Source organism: Delftia acidovorans SPH-1, assembly GCF_000018665.1.
GTDB classification, from domain to species: Bacteria; Pseudomonadota; Gammaproteobacteria; order Burkholderiales; family Burkholderiaceae_C; genus Comamonas; species Comamonas acidovorans.
The window spans coordinates 1512241-1531976 of sequence record NC_010002.1 but is presented as its reverse complement, the minus strand read 5'-3'; the positions used below and the strand labels follow the sequence as shown (position 1 = coordinate 1531976).

Below are 19736 nucleotides of genomic sequence, written 5' to 3'. Positions count from 1 at the left end.
TCCCCTGAAGAAAACAATGGACATGAACCCGACCCCTCCCTCCCTGCCCGAAGTCCGCCGCGCCCTGGCGCGCTCCATCGGCCTGGCCGCCTTTGTCTACGGCTATCCGCTGATAGAGACCTACCGCACCTGCCGCCTGCAGACCGATGCCGGCGCCGCACGTGCCACCGGTCTGAGTGTGGGCCTGGGCCTGGACATGCGCGGCGACTTCGACACGCTGCACCACAGCCAGCGCCCCTCCACCCATGAGGACCGCGACGTGGTCACGCCCGCCAACGACCTGCTGTACTCGCTGGCCTGGATCCACCTGGCCGACGGCCCGCGCCTGCTGACCGTGCCCTCCAGCGCCGCGCATCCGGGCCGCTATTTCGTGCTGGCCCTGTACGACGCCTATACCGAGAATTTCGAGAACCTGGGCCCGCGCAACTGCGCGCCCGAAGGCGAGACCGTGGTCCTGGTCGGGCCGGGCGGCCAGGTGCCGGAACACCTGGCCGGCCACCGCCTGGTGCACTGCCCCAGCAACCTGGTCTGGCTGATCGGCCGCACCGTGGTGGGCGATGCGCCCGACTGGCCTGCAGCCCGCGCGCTGCAGGCCGACATCCGGCTGGAGCCCGCGCCGGGCGTGCCGAAAGGAGGCCGCCCGGCCGCCGTCGCGAACTGGGTCGGCCCGCCCGTGGACGCCATGGCGGCCGCCTTCGAGAACCAGGAGCCTGCGGCCGAGGTTGCGCCGCGCTTTTTCACCAACCTCTGCCATGCGCTGGCCGAGGCGCCTGGCCGCAAGGAGGACCAGGGGCTGCTGGCCTGGTTCGGCCAGGCCGGCCTGGTGGCCAGCGCCCACATGGCGTGGGAGCAGCTGGAGGAGCCCGTGCGCGAAGGCCTGACCGAGGGCTTTGCCGACGGCGTGCGCACCGTGGCCGCCATGGGGCGCAACCGCCGCCCCCGGCCCTGGACCATGACGCCGTCCACCGGCCGCTACGGCAGCGAGTACCTCGGCCGCGCACGCACCGCCTACCTGGGCCTGGGCGCGCTGGCCACCAGCGAGGCCATCTACGCGGCCGCCCACCACGACGCAGGCCTGCAGCCGCTGGACGGCAGCCAGCGCTATGTGCTGCGCTTCGATGCCGCCGACATGCCGCCGGCCGATGCCTTCTGGTCCGTCACCCTGTACGACGCCGACCGCTTTCTCTACGGCAACGAGATCGGCCGCCACTCCATCGGCGACCGCACGCCGGGATTGCTGCGCGAGGCCGACGGCAGCCTGCAGATCGACCTGGGCCATGCCCGACCGGCACAGGGCGCCGCCAACTGGCTGCCCACGCCGCACGGGCGCTTCTACCTCATCCTGCGCATGTACCACCCGCAGGCAGGCGCGCACCAATGGCCTGTTCCGCCCCTGCAGCCCGTGGCCGCATGAGACACGCCATGGACCTGAGCGCACTGGCCGAAGAGGCCGTCATCCACACCTGCCCGCTGTACGAGATGCGCCGCATGCGCGCGGCCACCTCGCCCCGGCGCAATGCGGCCGGCGAGGCCGCACCAGCCCCGCTGCGCTGGTGCAACCAGTTCGTGCATGCGCGCCAGCTGCTGCGCGCCGGCACCAGCCGCGTGGTCACGCCCAACAACGACACGCTCTACACCAACGCCTGGCTGGACCTGGGCGCCGGACCGCTGGTGATCGATGTGCCCGACACGGCGGGCCGCTACTACGTGCTGGGCCTGCTGGACTTCTTCACCAACCCCTTCGCCCACCTGGGCCAGCGCCTGACGGGCACGGCTGCGCGCTCCTTCCTTGTCACGCCGCCCGGCTGGCAGGGGGCGCTGCCGCCACCGTTCGATGCGCCCGGCGCACACATTGCCGCGCCCACGCCCTGGCTGTGGGTGATAGGCCGCATCCTGGTCGATGGCGTGCATGACCTGCCCGCCGTGCACGCGCTGCAGGACGGCTTTGCGGTGCGCCCGCTGGCCGACTGGCAGGCGGGCACGCCCTCGCAGGCCCGTGCCTTCGACCCGGACTGCGATCCCCAGGCCCCGCCAAATGCCGAGCACTATGCAGCCCAGGTGAATGCCGCCTTGCGCGACAACCCGCCGCCGGCAGGGCATGCCGCACGGGTCGCGCGCTTTGCGGCCGTGGGCCTGGGCGCCGGGCTGGGCGCACCCGATGCGCAACAGCAAGCCGCACTGCAGCGCGCGCTGGACAGCGTGCTGCCCCGGCTGCGCGCGGCCAGCACGGGCCGGCGCCTTGACTCGGGCTGGGAACTCCCCGCACTGGTCGAAGGCAGTTTTGGCGACGACTTCCAGGCCCGCGCCGAAATTGCGTTCAAGTACATCGGCATGCTGGAAAGCCGCGAGGCCATCTACCCGCTGGCCTGGCATGACGCCCGGGGCCGGCCCCTGGACGGCAGCCGCCGCTACCGGCTGCGCTTTGCCCCAGGCGCGCTGCCGCCCGTGCAGGCCTTCTGGTCCCTGACCCTCTACGGCGCCCACGACTGCATGCTGGTGGACAACCCCATCGACCGCCATGCGATCGGCGACCGCACGCCGGGCCTGTGCCCCGACTCTGATGGCGATGGCGGGTTGACTATCCACATCAGCCACGCGCCACCGGCCAGCGAAGAACACCGAGCCAACTGGCTGCCCGCGCCGCGCGAAGGCTTTTACCTGTGCCTGCGCGCCTACATGCCACGGCCCGAACTGCTGGACGGCCGCTACGCCCTGCCCCCCATCGAACCAGACCCGGAGACCCCATGAACGCCAGAGACGACGACAAGCCCTTCTTGCTGGTGGGCACCGGCAGCGAAACCGTGGCGCCGGGCCTGCACATACTGCGCGGCCAGGGCCAGTCCTTCGTGGCCGAGACCGACGCGGGCCTGGTGGTGATCGACGCCGGCCCCGGCGGCAAGGTCAGCCAGGACATGATCGCCAGCCTGCGCCAGCTCAGCGACGCGCCCGTGCATGCGCTGTGCTACAGCCACGGCCACATCGGCTACAACGCGGGCGTGCCCGCCTGGCTGGAGCATGCGGCCGCGCGCGGAGAGCCTGTACCGCGCCTCATCGCGCACCGCAACCTGCCGCGCCGCCAGGCACGCTACCGCGAGACCCGGGCGCTGCAGCACCGCATGGCCGAGATCCAGTTCAACCGCAGCGCGGGCTTTTTCGAGCACCGGCTGGACATGCACGAGCCCACCGAAACCTTCGACACGCGGCTGGAGATAGGCAGCGGGGACAGCCGCATCGAGCTGTTCTGGGCGCCGTCCGAGACCGACGACGCCATCGCGCTGTGGAGCCCCGGCCAGCGCGTGCTGTACGGCGGCGCGGCGCTGCTGGACTCCATCCCCAACATCGGCACGCCGTTTCGCACGCTGCGCGACACCGTGCGCTGGGCCGACACGCTGCAGGCCATGGCCGCGCTGCGCCCGCTCAAGGCCGTGCGCGAGTTCGGTCCCGTGATCGAGGGCGAGCAGGCCGTGCAGCAGGTGCTGCTGCACACCGCACAGGCGCTGCGCTGGCTGCGCGCCGAAGTCGTGCGCCTGATGAACGAGGGCCTGAACGAGCAGCAGGTGCTCGCGGCCATGGACTATCCGCAGGAACTGTTCGGCGTGGAGTGGATGAAGCCCACCTATGGCGACCCCAGCTACATCGTGCGCGACATCTACCGCTCGGAAAACGGCTGGTGGGACCGCAACCCGACCACGCTGCACCCGGCCCCGCCCGAGACTGCGGGCGCCGCCATTGCCCAGGCCATCACCGACAAGCCCGGCCTGGTGGCCAGCGCCCAGGCGCTGGCCGACGCGGGCCAGTGGCAGCTGGCCCTGCATGTGATCGACGTGCTGGCAACGGCGGCGGGCGACGCGCCCGAGATCGGCCAGGCCCGCAGCCTCAAGGCCGCCTGGCTGCGCGAGCGTGCGCGCGAGGTGGACAGCTATGTCTCGCGCAACCTCTACCGCGTGGGGGCCGACATGATCGAGCAGGGCCGGCAGGCGCGCCTGGGGCTGCGCTGACGGGGCCGCGCACAGGCAAGGCGACTCAAGGCGACACAAGGAGACAAGTGCATGAAGACGATGAAGAAGCACGGCATGGCCCTGGCACTGCTGCTGGCCATGGCCTGCACGGGCCACGCCCAGCCGGCACAGGATGCCGGCAACTACCCCGCCCGCCCCGTCACGCTGATCGTGCCCACGGCCGCCGCCGGCGGCACGGACACCATCGCACGGGTGTTTGCCGAAGGCCTGACCCGGCTGCTCAGGCAACCCTTCGTGGTGGACAACCGGCCTGGCGCCAACGGCCTGGTCGGCGTGGAGCAGGCCGCGCGCAGTGCGCCGGACGGCTACCGGCTGCTGTTCACCTACACGGCGTCCATGGCCGTGAACCCCAGCCTCTACCGCAAGGTGCCCTATGACCCGGTGAAGGACTTCACGCCCATTGCGCAGATAGGGCGCGCCGGCAATCTGCTGCTGGTCTCGCGCGATCTGCCCGTGCATTCGCTCAAGGAGTTCGTGGAGCATGTGCGCGCCCGGCCCGGCCAACTCAGCTACTGCTCCTGGGGCCAGGGCTCGGGCGGGCACCTGACCATGGAATTCCTGCTCAAGCAGGCCGGCCTGCAGATGCAGCATGTGCCCTACAAGGGCAGCAGCCCCTGCGTGCAGGGCCTGCTGGGCGGGCAGGTGCAGGCCGCGTTTGCGGACACCTCGTCCACCGTGGAGCTGGTGCGTGCCGGCCGCGTGCGCGCCATCGCCCACAGCGGCGACAAGCGCATTCCCAGCCAGCCGGACCTGCCCAGCCTGACCGAGGCGGGCTACCCGTTCCACAACTATTCCTGGTACGGCGTCTTCGCGCCCGCCAAAACGCCGCAGCCCATCGTGGACAAGCTCAACGCCGCCATCAACCAGTTGCTGCAGGACCCGGCCACGGCCAAAAAGCTGGGCGAGCTCAACCTGACTGATCTGCCCCGGACCACGCCCGCGCAATTCGCCGACACGCTGCGCCAGGACCTGGCGGACTGGGGGCGGCTGGTGCGCGAGGTGGGTGTGCAGCTGGACTGAGGGCAGGCCCTTGGCGGGCCAGGCTCACTCGGCCACGATGCCCGTCCTGCGCACCACCTCGCCAAAGCGCTTCAGGCGCTCGGACATCATGGCCTCGAAAGCGGCCGGGCTCATTTCCTCGGGCGGGGTCACGCCCCGGTCCTGCAGGCTGGCTACCATGGCCGGCGCCGTGGCGGCCTGGCGCACGGCCTTGAAGAGGGCCTGCACCACGGGTGCAGGTGTGCCGGCCGGCGCGGCCAGGCCGGTCCATGAGCTCATGTTCAGCTGCGGGTAGCCCACCTCGGCCAGGGTGGGCACATCGGGAATTTGTGCCACGCGCTGCTCGGAGGCCACGGCCAGGGCGCGCACCTTGCCCGCCTGGATGTGGGGCAGCATGGAGATGAGGTTGTCGAAGAACACCTGCACCTCGCCCGCCAGCACCGAGGTGACCAGCAGCGTGCCGCCACGGTAGGGAACATGGGTGATGTCCAGGCCCGCGTCGGCCTTGAACATCTCCATGTTGAGCTGGCCCATGCTGCCCGTGCCGCCGCTGCCGTAGTTGAGCTGGCCAGGGTGCTTTTTGGCATAGGCGATGAACTCCGCAAAGCTGCGGATGGGCAGGCTCGCGGGCACGACCAGCACATTGGGCAGACGGCCCAGGATGGCAATGTTCTCGAAGTCCTTGATGGGGTCGTAGCCCACCTTGGGCTGGGTCAGAGGATTGGCCAGGTGGCTGCTCTGCGAGGACACGACCAGGGTGTAGCCGTCCGGCCTGGCGCGCGCCACGGCCAGCGCAGCCACCGAGCCGCCCGCGCCGGGCCGGTTCTCCACCACGATGGGCACGCCCAGGATGCGCGCCATGGGCTCGGCGTACTGGCGCGCCATGGCGTCCACCGAGCCACCGGCCGGAAACGGCACGATGAAGCTGATCTGGCGCGTGGGGTAGCCGGCGGCCTTGCCTTCGGTGGCCAGCGCCGCAAGCGGCGCCAGCACACCCAGGCCCAGCCCCGCGCCGAGCACGCGGCGGCGGGAAGGGTGGCTGGCAGCCTGGCGGGCGATAGGGGTCATGCTCATGTCTCCTCCTTATGGAAATACGTCGGCTGCGCCCGGCCATCCGGGGCGCCCTGGGGGCACCCTGGGCGTGCCCTGCTTACTCGGCCACGATATGGGCCTTGCGCACCACCTCGCCGAAGAGCTTCAGGCGCTCGGCCATCATGTTCTCGAAGGCGGCGGGGCTCATCTCCTCGGGGGCGACCACGCCGCGCTCCTTGAGGCTGGCCACCATGGCCGGCGCCGTGGCCGCCTGGCGGATGGCCTTGTACAGCGTCTGGACGATGGCGTCGGGCGTGCCCGCAGGCGCCGCAATGCCGGTCCAGGAACTCATGTTGAGCTGGGGATAGCCGACCTCGGCCATGGTGGGCACGTCGGGCAGCATGGGCAGGCGCTGCTCCGAGGCCACGACCAGGGCGCGCACCTTGCCCGACTGCACGTGGGGCAGCATGAAGACCAGGTTGTCGAGGATGAACTGCACCTCGTTGCCGATGGCGGCCGTGACCAGCGGCGAGCCGCCACGGTAGGGGATGTGCGTGGCAAAGATGCCCGTGGCGGCCTTGAGCATTTCCACATTGAGCTGGCCCATGCTGCCGATGCCGGCGCTGCCGTAGTTGACCTGGCCGGGGCGCTTCTTCACGTACTCGATGAACTCCTGGAAGTTCTTCACGGGCAGGCTGGAATGCACCATCAGCGCATTGGGCTGGCGGCCCAGGATGGCAATGTTCTCGAAGTCCTTGATGGGGTCGTAGCCCACCTTGGGCTGGGTCAGCGGATTGGCCAGGTGGCTGCTCTGCGAGGACACGACCAGGGTGTAGCCGTCAGGCTTGGCGCGCGACACGTACTGCGTGGCTACCGAGCCGCCCGCGCCGGGCCGGTTCTCCACCACGATGGGCGCGCCCAGGATGCGCGACAGGGGCTCGGCGTACTGGCGGCCCATGATGTCCACCGAACCGCCGGGCGGAAACGGCACGACCAGCGTGATCGGGCGCGAGGGGTACTTGTCATCGGCGCGTGCGGCCAGCGGCGCCAGCGCGGACAGGCCCGCCAGGCCAAGGCCTGCGCCCAGCAGTTTGCGGCGGGTAGGGACGGAGGGGTTCACGGACAGGTTTTTCATGGGTATCAGCGCAATCAGGGGTGATCAAAGATGGCGAGGGCCACGGCCTGCGCACGCGGCACGAAGGTGGCCAGCTCGCAGTACTCGCGCTCGGTATGGGGATGGCCGCCCACGGGGCCGGTCGCGCACAGCGTGGGCACGCCCACCGACGCGGTCAGGCCGCTGTCGGCCGCGCCGCCCGTGAACTCGCCCTGCACGTCAAAGCCCAGCGACTGCGCGCCGCGCCGGTACAGCTGCAGCAATGCATCAGGCGTGGGCGCCATGGGCAGGGTGCGGCGCACGGCGGTGACGCGGCCCTGGGTGCGGGGCACGGATTCTTCCTCCACGATGGCGCGGATGCGCTCCATCAGCGCATCGGGATCGGTCTGGGCCGTGTAGCGCACATCGAGCTCAGCCTTGGCGTGGGGCGCCACCATGTTCGGCACGATGCCGCCCTGCAGCACGCCCACATTGGTGGTCGTGCCCGTGGCGGGATCGGTCAGCGCATGCAGGGCCAGCAGCTTGCGCGCCATGGCCTCCAGCGCGCTGGCGCCGGCCGCGTGGTTGATGCCCGCATGGGCGGCAACGCCCTGCACCTCGAACTCCACGGCCATGGAGCCCTTGCGGCTGGTCACCAGGTTGCCGCTGACGCGGCCCGGCTCGGCGTTGAAGACGGCGCGCGCACCGCGCACCGTATCCATGATGGTCTGGCGCGTGGCGGGCGAGCCGATTTCCTCATCGCACGAGAAGAACAGCTTGAGCGGCGCCTTCAGGCCGCCGCAGCGCGCAAAGGCCTCGGCCACGAAGACGTTGAGCACCAGGCCCGACTTCATGTCGGCCACGCCGGGACCGTAGGCCCTGCCCTCTTCCACGCGGAAGGGGCGGCGCGCCACGGTGCCCGCCGGAAAGACCGTGTCCATATGGCCCATCAGGTAGATGGGCGCGCCCTCGGCCGGGCCGTCCCCGTCGGGACCGGCGACATCGGCATGCAGCAGCACGCCGTAGCCGGGCACGTCCTCGAAACGCACGGCCACGCCTGCCGCCTCCAGCCGCTCGCGCAGCGCCTGGGCCACGGCCAGGATGCCGGCTTCATCGCGGCTGCCGCTGTCGATATCGACAATCCTGTGCAACAGATCTTGCATGGCCTGCTGCTGGCCGCCCAGCCAGTCCAGCAGTCTCGCGCGCTGCTGCACGCGGCTTTGTTCGAGGGTATCGTGCATGGTGGAATCTCCAGAGTGCATGCAGTGTTGCACGCGACCCCCTATTTTGCAACACACGTTGCATATACAAGAAAAATATGAAATCACCATTGCAAAAAGCCACACTGCTGCTGCCGCAGCGCCTGGCGCAGCAGGGCGCGGATCTGACGGCCAGCGAGCTGACGGTGGCCCAGACCCTGGGCAGCAACTACCCGCATGCGCTGCTGGAGTCGGCCACGGCGCTGGCCGCGCACACGGGCACCAGCGCATCGACCGTGGTGCGGCTGTTCGCCAAGCTCGGCTATGCCAGCTATGCCGAAGCCCAGCGCGAGGCGCGCGGCGAGGTGACGGCGCTGCTGCAGACGGCTGCCCAGCGCGCGCCCGTGCTGCTGGGCGCGCAGCGCAGCCTGAGCGAGTGCGTGGACGATGCGCTGCTGCACGACCAGCACAACATCCAGGCCACGCGCGAGGGGCTGGACATGGCGGCCTTCGAGGCCATGGCCCGCAAGCTGGCCCAGGGCGAGGGCCGCGTGTTCGTGCTGGCCCAGCTCAACAGCTCGCCGGTATCCGCCTGGCTGGCCCTGCACCTGAACATGTGCCGCCCCGGCGTGCAGGAGCTGGATGCCGGAGCCATCGCGCCGGCAGACCAACTACTGTGGATCGGCCCCTCGGACACGCTGCTGGCCTTCAGCGTCAGCCAGTATTCGCGCGGCACCTTCGAGATAGCGCAGCGCTTTGCCGACGCCGGCGCCCAGGTGCTGGCCCTCACCGACAGCCCCGCCGCGCCGCTGGCCACCGTGGCCCACCACTGGCTGCAGGTGCGCACGGCCAATGCCTCGCCCTTTCACTCCTACACGGCAGCCTTCTACCTGTGCAACGCCCTGGTCTCGGCCGTGGCCCAGCTGCGCCACAAGGATGTGTCCGAGGCGCTGGCCCGGCGCGACGCGCTGTGGAAGGAGTTCAACCACCAGTTGATCAGGACGCCCGAGCCGCGCACCGCCGCACGGCGCAACCCCGGCCGCTCCAGAGCGGCAAAAGACTAAGGGCGCCGAAGCGCCCTTGTCTTGAGATGGCCTGCTGCCTGCCGGCAGCAGCCGATCAGTGCTGCAGGATCTTGTTGAGGAATTCCTTGGTCCGGGGCTGGCGCGCTTCCGGGTTGCCGAAGAATTCGTCCTTGGAGCAGTCCTCCAGGATCTTGCCGCCCACGTCCATGAAGATCACGCGGCTGGCCACCTTGCGCGCAAAGCCCATTTCGTGGGTCACGCACATCATGGTCATGCCTTCGTTGGCCAGGCCGATCATCACGTCCAGCACTTCGCCGACCATTTCGGGGTCCAGCGCGGAGGTGGGTTCGTCGAACAGCATCACGATGGGGTCCATGGACAGCGCGCGCGCAATGGCCACGCGCTGCTGCTGGCCACCCGACAGCTGGCCCGGGAACTTGTCCTTGTGCGCCGTCAGGCCCACGCGGTCCAGCATCTTGAGGCCGCGCTTCTTGGCATCGTCCGGACTGCGACCCAGCACCTTGATCTGGGCGATGGTCAGGTTCTCGGTCACCGACAGGTGCGGGAACAGCTCGAAGTGCTGGAACACCATGCCCACGCGGCTGCGCAGCTGGGGCAGGTTGGTCTTGGGATCGTGCACGGCCACGCCGTCCACGAAGATCTCGCCCTTCTGGAAGGGTTCCAGCGCGTTGATGGTCTTGATCAGCGTGGACTTGCCCGAGCCCGAAGGGCCGCAGACCACCACGACCTCACCCTTCTGGATGTTGGTGGAGCAGTCGGTCAGCACCTGGAAGCTGCCGTACCACTTGGAAACGTTCTTGAGTTCAATCATTGGTTCACTCCGACTCGTGTCAGTTGTCCATCGCCGCGCCGACAAGGGGCGCGGTCATGGGGGCGGGACGGCCAGCAAGGGCCGCCCCGCAGCCAAGGCCGTCGTCCCCCTTCAAGGGGGAAGGCGCGAAGCGACTCAGGGGGTGGTGTGTCATCGAATGATGGCAATCTTTTTGTGCAGGCGCTTGACTGCCCACGAGAGCGAGTAGCACAGCACGAAGTAGGTCACGCCAGCGGCCAGATAGGATTCGATGGGACGGCCATAGTTCTTGCCCGCCACTTCGAAGCCCTTGAGCATGTCGTAGGCACCGATGGCATAGACCAGCGAGGTGTCCTGGAACAGGATGATGGTCTGCGTGAGCAGCACCGGCAGCATGTTGCGGAAGGCCTGGGGCAGGACCACGAGGCGCATGTTCTGGCCGTAGGTCATGCCCATGGCCTGGCCCGCGGAGACCTGGCCGCGCGGGATGGACTGGATGCCCGCGCGCATGATCTCGCTGAAGTAGGCCGCCTCGAAGGCGATGAAGGTGATGATGGCCGAGACCTCGGCGCCGATGGGCCGACCGATGATCAGCGGCATCAGCAGGAAGAACCACAGGATCACCATCACCAGCGGCACGGAGCGCATGCCGTTGACGTAGAGCGTGGCGGGCACATCAAGCCACTTCTTGCCGGACAGGCGCATCAGCGCCAGCACGGTACCGAAGAGCACGCCGCCGATGGTGGCGATGACGGTCAGCGTCAGGCTGAAGTACAGGCCCTTCAGCACGAAGTTGCTGAACAGGTCCCAGGTGAAGAACGACCAGTCGATTTGCAGGTTCATGTCAGTGTCCTCCGCCGCTGGCAGCGATCAGGCCCGGGACGCGCGAACGCTTCTCGATGAAGGCCATGATGCGGTTGATGGCAAAGGCGGAAACCACATACAGGCCGGTGACGGCCAGATAGATCTCGATGCCGCGCGAAGTCTCTTCCTGCGCCTGCATGGCGAACATGGTCAGCTCGGCCACGGACACGGCGAAGGCCACGGACGAGTTCTTGAACACGTTCATGGTCTCGCTGGTCAGCGGCGGGATGATGATGCGGAACGCCATGGGCAGCAGCACGTAGCGGTAGTACTGGAACGTGGTGAAACCCATCGCCATGCCCGCATAGCGCTGGCCGCGCGGCAGCGCCTGGATGCCCGAACGCACCTGCTCGGCGATACGCGCCGAGGTGAAGAAACCCAGCGCCAGCACCACGAGCACGAAGCCGGGCAGCGACTTCAGCGCAGGAACAAAGGACGGAACCACGTGGTACCACATGAAGATGTGGACCAGCAGCGGAATATTGCGAAACAGCTCCACCCAGGCATTGCCCAGCCGCACGATCCACGGCCGGCCCTCCAAAGTGCGCAGCGTGCCGATCAGCGATCCGACGACCAGAGCGATCACCAGCGACAGCAGCGACACGGAAATGGTCCAGCCCCAGGCCGACAGCATCCAGTCCAGGTAGGTGATATCGCCGTTCTTGCCGAAGCAGCTTTGACCGACCTCTTGGGTAATGGTGTCCTGGCAGAACACCTGCCAATCCCAACTCATAGGAGCACCCCTTCATTCAAAACACGAAATGCGTGCCGGCAGAAAAACCGACGACGCAACAAAAAACGCCCCTTCCAACCGCATGGCAGAAGGGGCGGCATTCAGCTGGTACTTACTTGACTTCGTACGACTCCATGGGCTTGTCGTTGGGGTGGGCCCATGCGTCCTTGGTGGCGTCGGACAGTGGCAGGCCGACCTTCACGTTGGCCGGGGGAATCGGCTGCATGAACCACTTGTCATAGAGCTTGGCCAGCGAGCCGTCGGCGATCTGGCGCTTGATGGAGTCGTCCACGGCCTTCTTGAAGGCAGGATCGTCCTTGCGCAGCATGCAGGCGATGGGCTCGACCGACAGGGTTTCGCCGACGATCTTGTAGTCGGCAGGTGCCTTGGACTTGGAGATGTTGGCAGCCAGGATGGAGCCGTCCATGATGAAGGCGTCGGCACGGCCGGTTTCCAGCATCAGGAAGCTGTCGGCGTGGTCCTTGCCCATGACTTCCTTGAAGGTCAGGCCGTCGGCGCGCTTGTTCTTGCGCAGGGTCTGCACCGAGGTGGTGCCCGTCGTCGTGACGATGGTCTTGCCGTTCAGGTCCTTGATGCCGGTGATGCCGGAGTTGCCCTTGACGGCGATGCGCACTTCTTCCACGTAGGTGGTCACGGCGAAGGCCACATCCTTTTGGCGGGCCTGGCTGTTGGTGGTGGAGCCGCACTCCAGGTCAACGGTGCCGTTGGTCACCAGGGGGATGCGGTTTTGCGAGGTGACGGGCTGGTACTTGATGTCCAGCTTGGCCAGGCCCAGTTCCTTCTGGATGTCGGCCAGCACGCGCTCGCCCATCTCGGTGTGGAAGCCCACGTACTTGCCATTGCCCAGCGTGTAGCCCAGGCCGGAGGATTCACGCACGCCCAGCGTCACGGCGCCGGAGGACTTGATCTTGGCCAGGGTGTCACCAGCCTGCGCGAAAGCGCTGCCTGCAGCCAGGGCGGTCACGGCGATGGCCAACAAATGCTTCTTCATACGGGTCTCCTGAGATGAGAACGAAAACGGTCTTGATGAGAACGGTCGAGTCGCCTTGTGGGCTGGCTCGAACTATCAACGATGTGACACATATTGTGCAATCACGCACGGTGCTGGAGCACCGACACGTGCTAGGGCTTTCCAGCACGTCAGCCGGATTCAGGTAAGCAACTGCCGTGCCATGGCACGCGTTTTTTGACCGATCCAGCGCACCGGCGGTCCTGCACACGGCGTGGTTGCTGTGCGCGCACTCTAATGCCAGGGCCGGTGGCACAGCCAATGCCGTTTGCAAAAGCCCTTATGCATGCTATGCATAATAGGTGTTTACCCTAGGCATAACCCGTGCACCAAGTCGGTCTCTTGCCGGGCACCCGCATGCACCAACGTGCAGCAAAAAGGGGCTGCGAGAGCCCCTTTTTTCCTGATGCGTGCCGTTTGGCGTGTCAGCCGATGGTCTCGCCCTGCTCCAGCAGGAAGTTCCACAGCGCGCCGGCCACGCCCTGGGGCGCGTCCTTGCTGGCGGGTTTTTCACGGTAGGCGCGCACTTCCATGTCCATGCGAAAACCGTTGTCGCCCGCAGGCGCGGCGCTGACCAGGCGCCCGGCCTCCAGCTCGTTGCGCACGGCACTGAACGGCAAGAACGCGACGCCATGGCCTTCCAGCGCCATGGCCTTGAGGCCTTCGGCCATGTCGGTCTCGTAGACGCGTTCCAGGTGCACGGCCTCGGCCGCTTCCTTGAGGATGAGCTCCGTCACCCGGCCCAGGTAGGCGCCGGGCGCATAGCCCAGATAGGGCAGCGGCTGGCCCTGGCGGCCCGGCAGCTGGTGCAGCGGCAGGCCGTCGGCGTCGGGCTTGGCGTAGGGGGCGAGCACCTCATGGCCCAGGCTGACCATCTCGTAGCGCGCCGGGTCAAGCTGGAAGGGCTGGGACGGATGGAAGTAGGCGATCAGCAGGTCGCAGCCGCCTTCGACCAGGCGCATCACGGCGTCATGCACGTTGAGCGCGAACAGCCGGCTGCGGAACGGCCCGAACTTGGCCTGCACGCTGGAGACCCAGTTCGGGAAGAAGGTGAAGGCCAGCGTGTGCGGCACGGCAAAACCCACCATGCCCTTGCCCGCGCTGACATGGGCCCGCAGCATGGTGCGCGTGCTCTGCAGCGACTGCAGCATCTCCAGCGCCTGGTCATACATGGTCTTGCCGGCCGGCGTGAGCCGGGTCGGGTAGGAGCTGCGGTCCACAAGGTCGGTGCCGGCCCAGGCCTCCAGTGCCTGGATGCGGCGCGAGAACGCAGGTTGCGTCACATGCCGCAGTTGGGCGGAGCGGCTGAAACTGCGTGTTTCAGCCAGGCTGACGAAATCTTCTAGCCATTTGGTTTCCATGCCCGCCATTATCCGCTGTGATGGAAGGCACCCCCTGAGCGGCTACGCCGCTTCCCCCTCTCTCTCCGGGAGGGGGACGGCACCCTCGGTGCGGGGCGGCCCTTCCTCGGTGCCTCCACGCCGGGTATGCCCGTATCAACGTCCCGCATGGGCCGCCACACTGAGGAAACCGCCATCTGATGCGGCGCTCGTATGCGCACATAATGGCGCTGCGCCGCATTTACCCAATGTGACATTTTTTCCTCACGGCCCCCGGCACACGACGCCGAGGAAGCTCAGTGACTGCATCTGCCCCGCCATGTGTAATTTTCTGACTCCCCGCGTCCATGTCATCCCCTCCCACCGAAAACGGCGCCGCTGAGACGCCTTCGCAGCCGGACGAGCCGCGTTCGCTGCGCATCGAGGACTGGCTCACCGTGGTGATCATGGCCCTGCTGGCCCTGATCACCTTCGCCAATGTGCTGGTGCGCTACTTCACCTCCTCCTCCTTCGCCTGGACCGAGGAAATCTCGGTCTTCCTGATGATCCTGCTGGCCATGGTCGCGGGCTCGGCGGCCGTGGCGCGCAACGCCCATATCCGCATCGAGTACTTCGCCGAAGGCGGCAGCGCCCTGCGCAGGAAGCGCCTGGCGCGCTTCGGCACGCTGATGGTGGCCCTGCTGTTCGCCGTGATCGCCGCACTGAGCGTGCGCGTGGTCTGGGACGACTACCGTTTCGAGGAAACCTCGCCCGGCATCGGCGTGCCGCAGTGGTGGTATTCGATGTGGCTGCCGATTTGCTCGGCCCTGATCACGGTGCGCGCGCTGCAGCTGTTCCAGCGCCAGGGCCGCCCTGGCGCCTTCGATGACAGCCCCGGGGAGAAGGCGCAATGATCGCAACCCTGCTCTTCATCGCCTTCCTGGGCCTGATGTTCCTGGGCGTGCCGATCGGCGCGGCCCTGGGCCTGGCGGGCGCCGCCGCCATCGCGCTGGCCAGCCCCGACACGCAGTGGTACGGCCTGCTGGCCGTGCCGCAGAACTTCTACGCGGGCCTGGGCAAGTACCCGCTGCTGGCGATTCCGATGTTCGTGCTCGTGGGCTCGATCTTCGACCGCTCTGGCGTGGCGCTGCGTCTGGTGAACTTCGCCGTGGCCATCGTGGGCCGCGGCCCCGGCATGCTGCCCCTGGTGGCGATTGCCGTGGCCATGTTCCTGGGCGGCATCTCGGGCTCGGGCCCGGCCAATGCCGCCGCCGTGGGCGGCGTGATGATCGCGGCCATGAGCCGTGCCGGCTATCCGGGCAGCTTCTCGGCCAGCGTGGTGGGCGCGGCCGCGGCCACCGACATCCTGATCCCGCCGTCCGTGGCCTTCATCATCTACTCGGTGCTGGTGCCCGGCGCCTCGGTGCCGGCGCTGTTTGCGGCCGGCATGATCCCCGGCATCCTGGCCGGCGTGGCGCTGATCATTCCTGCCGTGTGGATGTCGCGCAAGCACAAGATGGGTGCGCTGGAGTCGTCCATGCCGCGCCCGCCGTTCTGGCGCAGCCTGCGCGAGGCCTCCTGGGGCCTGGCCGCTCCGGTGCTGATCCTGGGCGGCATGCGCGCCGGCTGGTTCACCCCCACCGAGGCCGCCGTGGTGGCCGTGTTCTACGGCCTGTTCGTGGGCATGGTGATCCACCGCACCATCACGCTGCGCGACCTCTACCCCATCCTGCGCGAGGCCGGCGAGCTGTCGGCCGTGATCCTGCTGGTGGTGTCGCTGGCCGGCATCTTCGCGTTCTCGCTGTCCACGCTGGGCGTGATCGATCCGGTGGCCAAGGCCATCGTGGACTCGGGCCTGGGCGAGTACGGCGTGATGGCGCTGCTGATCCTGCTGCTGATCACCGTCGGCATGTTCCTGGACGGCATCTCCATCTTCCTGATCTTCGTGCCGCTGCTGCTGCCGATCATGCAGCACTACAACTGGGACCCGGTGTGGTTCGGCGTCATCCTCACGCTCAAGGTGGCGCTGGGCCAGTTCACGCCGCCGCTGGCCGTGAACCTGATGGTGTCCTGCCGCATCGCGGGCGTGCGCATGGAGTCCACCGTGCGCTGGGTCGGCCCCATGCTGCTGGCCATGTTCCTGGTGATGATCGCAGTGATCGCCTTCCCGCAGCTGGCTCTCTGGCTCCCAGCACGCCTGGGCTACTGATTTCCCAAAAATTCAACAAGGAGACCTTCGCAATGAAACTTCGCACTTTCCTCGCCAGCGGCCTGGCCGCGGCTGCGGCCCTGGCCCTTTCGTCCGCTCCCGCAGTGGCGCAGACTCCGGCCAAGTACAAGAGCGAGTACCGCATGTCGCTGGTGCTGGGCACGGCCTTTCCCTGGGGCAAGGGCGGCGAGATCTGGGCCAACAAGGTGCGCGAGCGCACCAACGGCCGCATCAACATCAAGCTCTACCCGGGCGTGTCCCTGATCCAGGGCGACCAGACGCGCGAATTCAGCGCGCTGCGCCAGGGCGTGATCGACATGGCCGTGGGCTCCACGCTGAACTGGTCGCCCCAGATCAAGGAGCTGAACCTGTTCGCCCTGCCCTTCCTCATGCCCGACTACGCCGCTGCCGACGCACTCACGCATGGCGAGCCCGGCAAGCGCCTGTTCCAGCGCCTGGAAAAGGCCGGCGTGGTGCCGCTGGCCTGGGGCGAGAACGGCTACCGCGAGATCAGCAACTCCAAGCACGCCATCAAGACCCCTGCCGACCTCAAGGGCCTGAAGATCCGCGTCGTGGGCTCGCCGCTGTTCCTGGACACCTTCACCGCGCTGGGCGCCAACCCCACGCAGATGAGCTGGGCCGATGCCCAGCCCGCCATGGCCAGCGGCGCCGTGGACGGCCAGGAAAACCCCGTCTCGGTCTACATGGCCGCCAAGCTGCAGTCCGTGGGCCAGAAGCATCTGACGCTGTGGGGCTACATCAACGATCCGCTGATCTTCGTGGTCAACAAGGACATCTGGGCCACCTGGACCAAGGAAGACCAGGACATCGTGCGCCAGGCCGCCGTGGACGCCGCCAAGGAGCAGATCGTGATCGCGCGCAAGGGCATGATCGAGGCCGACAAGCCCCTGCTCAAGGACCTGGCCGCCAACGGCGTGACCGTGACCCAGCTCACGCCGGCCGAACGCGAAGCCTTCGTCAAGGCCACGCGCCCCGTCTACGACAAGTGGAAGCAGCAGGTCGGCACCGACCTGGTGGATGTGGCGGAGAAAGCCATTGCCGCGCGAACTCGTTAGAATGCTATCGGTTGATCGCACACTCCGGTAGAAGCAAAAGGCCCCGCTCTGCGGGGCCTTTTTTTGCCATCCTCCTGCGCAGGAACGGCCCGGGCCTCCGGCACGCCCTCAACGAACGCCATGCCCCCATGATGGCCTCGGCGAATGGGACAGCCTCTATGAGGCAGCAGCGCCGGCGCCCTGCACGCCACCCAGCAACATGTCTGTCCCCATCTCGCACAGCAGCTCCTCCAGTGCGCCCGAGGCAATCAGCGGCGAGGCCTCCAGCGAGGCGAAGCGCACCGTGCCCAGCACGGCCCGCGTGGCTACGTAAAGGCGCGCATAGGACAGCGAGGGGCCACCCCAGCGCTGCAGGTGGGCGGCCATGCGCTCGGCGGTCTCGCGCATGGACAGGGCAATGCGCTCGTCACCATCCTGGCGCCAGGCAAAGCGCGCCAGCTTGCGCCGCGCAGGCGTGCGGCCCGCAAAGCCCTCGACGATGCAGGCGACCACGCCGCGCGCCACGGCCTCGCGCGGCAGGCCCTGCTCCGACGCCTGCTCCAGCCAGGCCTCGATGGCCGCGACGGCCACACGGCGCTGGCCATCGACCATGGCGCGGAAGACGGCCTGCTTGTCGGGGAAGTACTGGTAGAGCGTGCCGATGGAGACGCCTGCGCGCTCGGCAATGCGGTTGGTGGTGAGCGCGGCTTCGCCCTCCTTGACCAGAATCTGAGCTGCTGCCTGAACAATGGCCTGCAGCGTGCGCTGCGCACGGGCCTGTACGGGCTGTCTTCTTCTCTGGGATTCAGTGGTAGCGGAGGTATGGGAGGGCATGCGGCAAAACCTGAGCACAAGGCGAGTTTTCTGCCCGGAGTTTAAGCACTACAGTGGCCGGCCATTGCAGCAAATCCCAAGGAATACACCATGAAGAAACATCAGCACACCGGCGCGTGGGAAGCCCTGCCGTGAAGGGCTTGCAACTGCTGGCCCTGGCCGCCGCCCTGTTCGACACGGCGGCCGCGCTGGCCCACTTCGCCTGCATCGTCTGGGGGGGACGCGGGCTGCGGCTCATGGGTGCCGGCGAGCGCATGGCGCGCATGGCCGAGGCCGGGCACTGGTATCCGCCGCTGGTGTCGGCGGCCATCGGCGTGGTGCTGTCGCTGCTGGCGGGGTATGCGCTGGCAGGCGCGGGCCTGCTGGGTCCCCTGCCCTTCATGCGCACGGTGCTGGCCGGGGCCGGCCTGGTGCTGGTGGCGCGGGCCGTGGCCTATCCGTGGCTGAAGCCGCGTTTCCCGGACAACAGCGACCGCTTCTGGCATGTGTCCTCGGCCATCTGCCTGGTCATGGGGCTGCTGCACCTGGCAGCAGCTGCCGGGATGGCACAGGGCTGAATCCGGCCTCAGGCCGTGACCGGCGAGACCAGCGGGCGGCCTTCCAGGTGGCAGCGCATGTTGGCGATGAAGCGGTCCACCGAGGCCTGCACGGCTTCGGGCGACCAGCCGCCCACATGGGGGGTGAGCACCACGGCGTCCAGGTCCAGCAGTTCGGCCGGGGGCGCGGGTTCGCTTTCGTAGACATCCAGGCCCGCGCCGGCAAGGCGGCCTTCGCGCACGGCGGCGGCCAGGGCGGCGGTATCGACCACGCTGCCGCGCGCGATATTGACCAGATGGCCCTGCGGGCCCAGCGCATCCAGCACCTGCGTGTTGATGAGGTGGCGCGTGCCCGGGCCGCCCGGCGTGGCGACCAGCAGCACATCGGCCCATTGCGCCAGGGACAGCAGATCGCCGAAGTAGCGGTGTGGCAGCTCGCTGCGCTGGCTGCGGTTGTGGTATCCGATCTCCATCTCGAAGCCCAGCGCGCGCTGGGCGATCTTGGCGCCGATGGCGCCCATGCCGAGGATGCCCAGGCGCTTGTGCGAGACATTGGGCGGCAGCGGCATGGCGGTGCGCCAGACGCCGTCGCGCGTGGCGCGGTCCAGGCGCACCAGGCCGCGCACGGAGGCGATCAGCAGGCCCATGGCGTGGTCGGCCACGCAGTCGTCATTGGTTCCCGCGCCATTGCCCACGGCAATGCCATGGGCCTGCGCATGGGCGACATCGATGTTCTCGTAGCCCGCGCCCAGCGCGCAGACCAGCCGCAGCGCAGGCATGCGCTGCATCTGCGCGGCCGACAGGCCGATGGAGCCGATGGTCAGCACGGCCTGGATGCGTGCGCCGTGCTCGGCGAGAGCCGCCTCGCATTGGCTGGCGTCGGGCGCGTAGAGCAGGTCGAAGGAGGGAAAGGCCTGGGCCATCTGGCGCAGATGGCCTTCGGCGTTGAAGTTCAGGACAAGCAGGGCAGGTTGCATG

General features: G+C 68.1%; 19 protein-coding genes. 9 read left to right on the top strand and 10 right to left on the bottom strand.

Features of this window, described 5'->3' with window-relative positions; genetic code table 11:
* Positions 1-16: 16 nt before the first annotated feature.
* Genes DACI_RS06950 through DACI_RS06935 form a run of 4 tightly spaced genes read left to right on the top strand, consistent with a single transcriptional unit; the run spans position 17 to position 5039 of the window.
* On the top strand, positions 17-1414 hold the full coding sequence (locus tag DACI_RS06950) for a DUF1254 domain-containing protein (RefSeq protein ID WP_012203305.1): 1398 nt from the start codon (positions 17-19) through the stop codon (positions 1412-1414).
* An 8-nt stretch (positions 1415-1422) separates the two neighbouring features.
* Positions 1423-2748: a DUF1254 domain-containing protein gene (locus DACI_RS06945; protein ID WP_043780825.1), complete on the top strand. Its 1326-nt coding sequence runs from the start codon at positions 1423-1425 to the stop codon at positions 2746-2748.
* Positions 2745-3998 (top strand): alkyl sulfatase dimerization domain-containing protein, encoded by a 1254-nt coding sequence (locus tag DACI_RS06940; RefSeq protein WP_012203303.1) that lies wholly within the window; start codon positions 2745-2747, stop codon positions 3996-3998. Before DACI_RS06945 ends, DACI_RS06940 begins: the two co-directional genes overlap by 4 nt.
* Positions 3999-4049: 51 nt before the next feature.
* Positions 4050-5039 (top strand): Bug family tripartite tricarboxylate transporter substrate binding protein, encoded by a 990-nt coding sequence (locus DACI_RS06935; protein WP_012203302.1) that lies wholly within the window; start codon positions 4050-4052, stop codon positions 5037-5039.
* A 24-nt stretch (positions 5040-5063) separates the two neighbouring features.
* Here DACI_RS06935 and DACI_RS06930 read toward each other — a convergent pair whose 3' ends face one another.
* The 3 genes from DACI_RS06930 to DACI_RS06920 form a co-directional block, all read right to left on the bottom strand.
* Entirely contained in the window at positions 5064-6092 is a 1029-nt protein-coding gene (locus tag DACI_RS06930) for a Bug family tripartite tricarboxylate transporter substrate binding protein (protein WP_012203301.1), read from the bottom strand.
* Positions 6093-6168: 76 nt separating this feature from the next.
* Entirely contained in the window at positions 6169-7185 is a 1017-nt protein-coding gene (locus tag DACI_RS06925; RefSeq protein WP_012203300.1) for a Bug family tripartite tricarboxylate transporter substrate binding protein, read from the bottom strand.
* 14 nt (positions 7186-7199) lie between these two features.
* Positions 7200-8384 carry a M20 family metallopeptidase gene (locus DACI_RS06920; RefSeq protein ID WP_012203299.1) on the bottom strand — a complete coding sequence of 395 codons (1185 nt, stop codon included), beginning with the start codon at positions 8382-8384 and terminating at the stop codon, positions 7200-7202.
* A 77-nt stretch (positions 8385-8461) separates the two neighbouring features.
* On the opposite strand from DACI_RS06920, the gene DACI_RS06915 reads away from it, so the two are divergent.
* Positions 8462-9406 (top strand): MurR/RpiR family transcriptional regulator, encoded by a 945-nt coding sequence (locus tag DACI_RS06915; protein ID WP_012203298.1) that lies wholly within the window; start codon positions 8462-8464, stop codon positions 9404-9406.
* 55 nt (positions 9407-9461) lie between these two features.
* On the opposite strand, the gene DACI_RS06910 is transcribed toward DACI_RS06915, so the two are convergent.
* From DACI_RS06910 to DACI_RS06890, 5 genes are all read right to left on the bottom strand, one after another.
* Positions 9462-10199 carry an amino acid ABC transporter ATP-binding protein gene (locus DACI_RS06910; protein WP_012203297.1) on the bottom strand — a complete coding sequence of 246 codons (738 nt, stop codon included), beginning with the start codon at positions 10197-10199 and terminating at the stop codon, positions 9462-9464.
* 150 nt (positions 10200-10349) lie between these two features.
* Positions 10350-11021, bottom strand: a complete 672-nt coding sequence (locus DACI_RS06905; RefSeq protein ID WP_012203296.1) for an amino acid ABC transporter permease — start codon at positions 11019-11021, stop codon at positions 10350-10352.
* A 1-nt stretch (position 11022) separates the two neighbouring features.
* Positions 11023-11775, bottom strand: a complete 753-nt coding sequence (locus tag DACI_RS06900) for an amino acid ABC transporter permease (RefSeq protein WP_012203295.1) — start codon at positions 11773-11775, stop codon at positions 11023-11025.
* A 112-nt stretch (positions 11776-11887) separates the two neighbouring features.
* Positions 11888-12787: a transporter substrate-binding domain-containing protein gene (locus DACI_RS06895; RefSeq protein ID WP_012203294.1), complete on the bottom strand. Its 900-nt coding sequence runs from the start codon at positions 12785-12787 to the stop codon at positions 11888-11890.
* Positions 12788-13230: 443 nt separating this feature from the next.
* Positions 13231-14166 carry a LysR substrate-binding domain-containing protein gene (locus tag DACI_RS06890; RefSeq protein WP_170962088.1) on the bottom strand — a complete coding sequence of 312 codons (936 nt, stop codon included), beginning with the start codon at positions 14164-14166 and terminating at the stop codon, positions 13231-13233.
* A 326-nt stretch (positions 14167-14492) separates the two neighbouring features.
* On the opposite strand from DACI_RS06890, the gene DACI_RS06885 reads away from it, so the two are divergent.
* Genes DACI_RS06885 through DACI_RS06875 form a run of 3 tightly spaced genes read left to right on the top strand, consistent with a single transcriptional unit; the run spans position 14493 to position 17409 of the window.
* Positions 14493-15038, top strand: coding sequence for a TRAP transporter small permease (locus tag DACI_RS06885; RefSeq protein ID WP_012203292.1), 546 nt, complete (start codon positions 14493-14495; stop codon positions 15036-15038).
* Positions 15035-16333 (top strand): TRAP transporter large permease, encoded by a 1299-nt coding sequence (locus DACI_RS06880; RefSeq protein ID WP_012203291.1) that lies wholly within the window; start codon positions 15035-15037, stop codon positions 16331-16333. The genes DACI_RS06885 and DACI_RS06880 overlap by 4 nt, the downstream gene beginning before the upstream one ends.
* Before the next feature lie 32 nt (positions 16334-16365).
* On the top strand, positions 16366-17409 hold the full coding sequence (locus DACI_RS06875) for a DctP family TRAP transporter solute-binding subunit (RefSeq protein WP_012203290.1): 1044 nt from the start codon (positions 16366-16368) through the stop codon (positions 17407-17409).
* Positions 17410-17565: 156 nt separating this feature from the next.
* Here DACI_RS06875 and DACI_RS06870 read toward each other — a convergent pair whose 3' ends face one another.
* Entirely contained in the window at positions 17566-18222 is a 657-nt protein-coding gene (locus DACI_RS06870; RefSeq protein ID WP_012203289.1) for a TetR/AcrR family transcriptional regulator, read from the bottom strand.
* Positions 18223-18353: 131 nt separating this feature from the next.
* Between DACI_RS06870 and DACI_RS06865 the strand changes: the two genes are divergently transcribed.
* Entirely contained in the window at positions 18354-18779 is a 426-nt protein-coding gene (locus DACI_RS06865; RefSeq protein WP_012203288.1) for a hypothetical protein, read from the top strand.
* An 8-nt stretch (positions 18780-18787) separates the two neighbouring features.
* Here the strand turns inward: DACI_RS06865 and DACI_RS06860 are convergent, their stop codons facing one another.
* Complete coding sequence (locus tag DACI_RS06860; protein WP_012203287.1) at positions 18788-19735, bottom strand: 2-hydroxyacid dehydrogenase; 948 nt, start codon at positions 19733-19735, stop codon at positions 18788-18790.
* Position 19736: the final 1 nt, after the last annotated feature.

Bases quoted from the DNA above. Each gene is read 5' to 3' on its own strand.
- DACI_RS06950 (WP_012203305.1), top strand. From the start codon at position 17: ATGGACATGAACCCGACCCCTCCCTCCCTGCCCGAAGTCCGCCGCGCC.
- DACI_RS06945 (WP_043780825.1), top strand. From the start codon at position 1,423: ATGGACCTGAGCGCACTGGCCGAAGAGGCCGTCATCCACACCTGCCCG.
- DACI_RS06940 (WP_012203303.1), top strand. From the start codon at position 2,745: ATGAACGCCAGAGACGACGACAAGCCCTTCTTGCTGGTGGGCACCGGC.
- DACI_RS06935 (WP_012203302.1), top strand. From the start codon at position 4,050: ATGAAGACGATGAAGAAGCACGGCATGGCCCTGGCACTGCTGCTGGCC.
- DACI_RS06930 (WP_012203301.1), bottom strand. From the start codon at position 6,092: ATGAGCATGACCCCTATCGCCCGCCAGGCTGCCAGCCACCCTTCCCGC.
- DACI_RS06925 (WP_012203300.1), bottom strand. From the start codon at position 7,185: ATGAAAAACCTGTCCGTGAACCCCTCCGTCCCTACCCGCCGCAAACTG.
- DACI_RS06920 (WP_012203299.1), bottom strand. From the start codon at position 8,384: ATGCACGATACCCTCGAACAAAGCCGCGTGCAGCAGCGCGCGAGACTG.
- DACI_RS06915 (WP_012203298.1), top strand. From the start codon at position 8,462: ATGAAATCACCATTGCAAAAAGCCACACTGCTGCTGCCGCAGCGCCTG.
- DACI_RS06910 (WP_012203297.1), bottom strand. From the start codon at position 10,199: ATGATTGAACTCAAGAACGTTTCCAAGTGGTACGGCAGCTTCCAGGTG.
- DACI_RS06905 (WP_012203296.1), bottom strand. From the start codon at position 11,021: ATGAACCTGCAAATCGACTGGTCGTTCTTCACCTGGGACCTGTTCAGC.
- DACI_RS06900 (WP_012203295.1), bottom strand. From the start codon at position 11,775: ATGAGTTGGGATTGGCAGGTGTTCTGCCAGGACACCATTACCCAAGAG.
- DACI_RS06895 (WP_012203294.1), bottom strand. From the start codon at position 12,787: ATGAAGAAGCATTTGTTGGCCATCGCCGTGACCGCCCTGGCTGCAGGC.
- DACI_RS06890 (WP_170962088.1), bottom strand. From the start codon at position 14,166: ATGGAAACCAAATGGCTAGAAGATTTCGTCAGCCTGGCTGAAACACGC.
- DACI_RS06885 (WP_012203292.1), top strand. From the start codon at position 14,493: ATGTCATCCCCTCCCACCGAAAACGGCGCCGCTGAGACGCCTTCGCAG.
- DACI_RS06880 (WP_012203291.1), top strand. From the start codon at position 15,035: ATGATCGCAACCCTGCTCTTCATCGCCTTCCTGGGCCTGATGTTCCTG.
- DACI_RS06875 (WP_012203290.1), top strand. From the start codon at position 16,366: ATGAAACTTCGCACTTTCCTCGCCAGCGGCCTGGCCGCGGCTGCGGCC.
- DACI_RS06870 (WP_012203289.1), bottom strand. From the start codon at position 18,222: ATGCCCTCCCATACCTCCGCTACCACTGAATCCCAGAGAAGAAGACAG.
- DACI_RS06860 (WP_012203287.1), bottom strand. From the start codon at position 19,735: ATGCAACCTGCCCTGCTTGTCCTGAACTTCAACGCCGAAGGCCATCTG.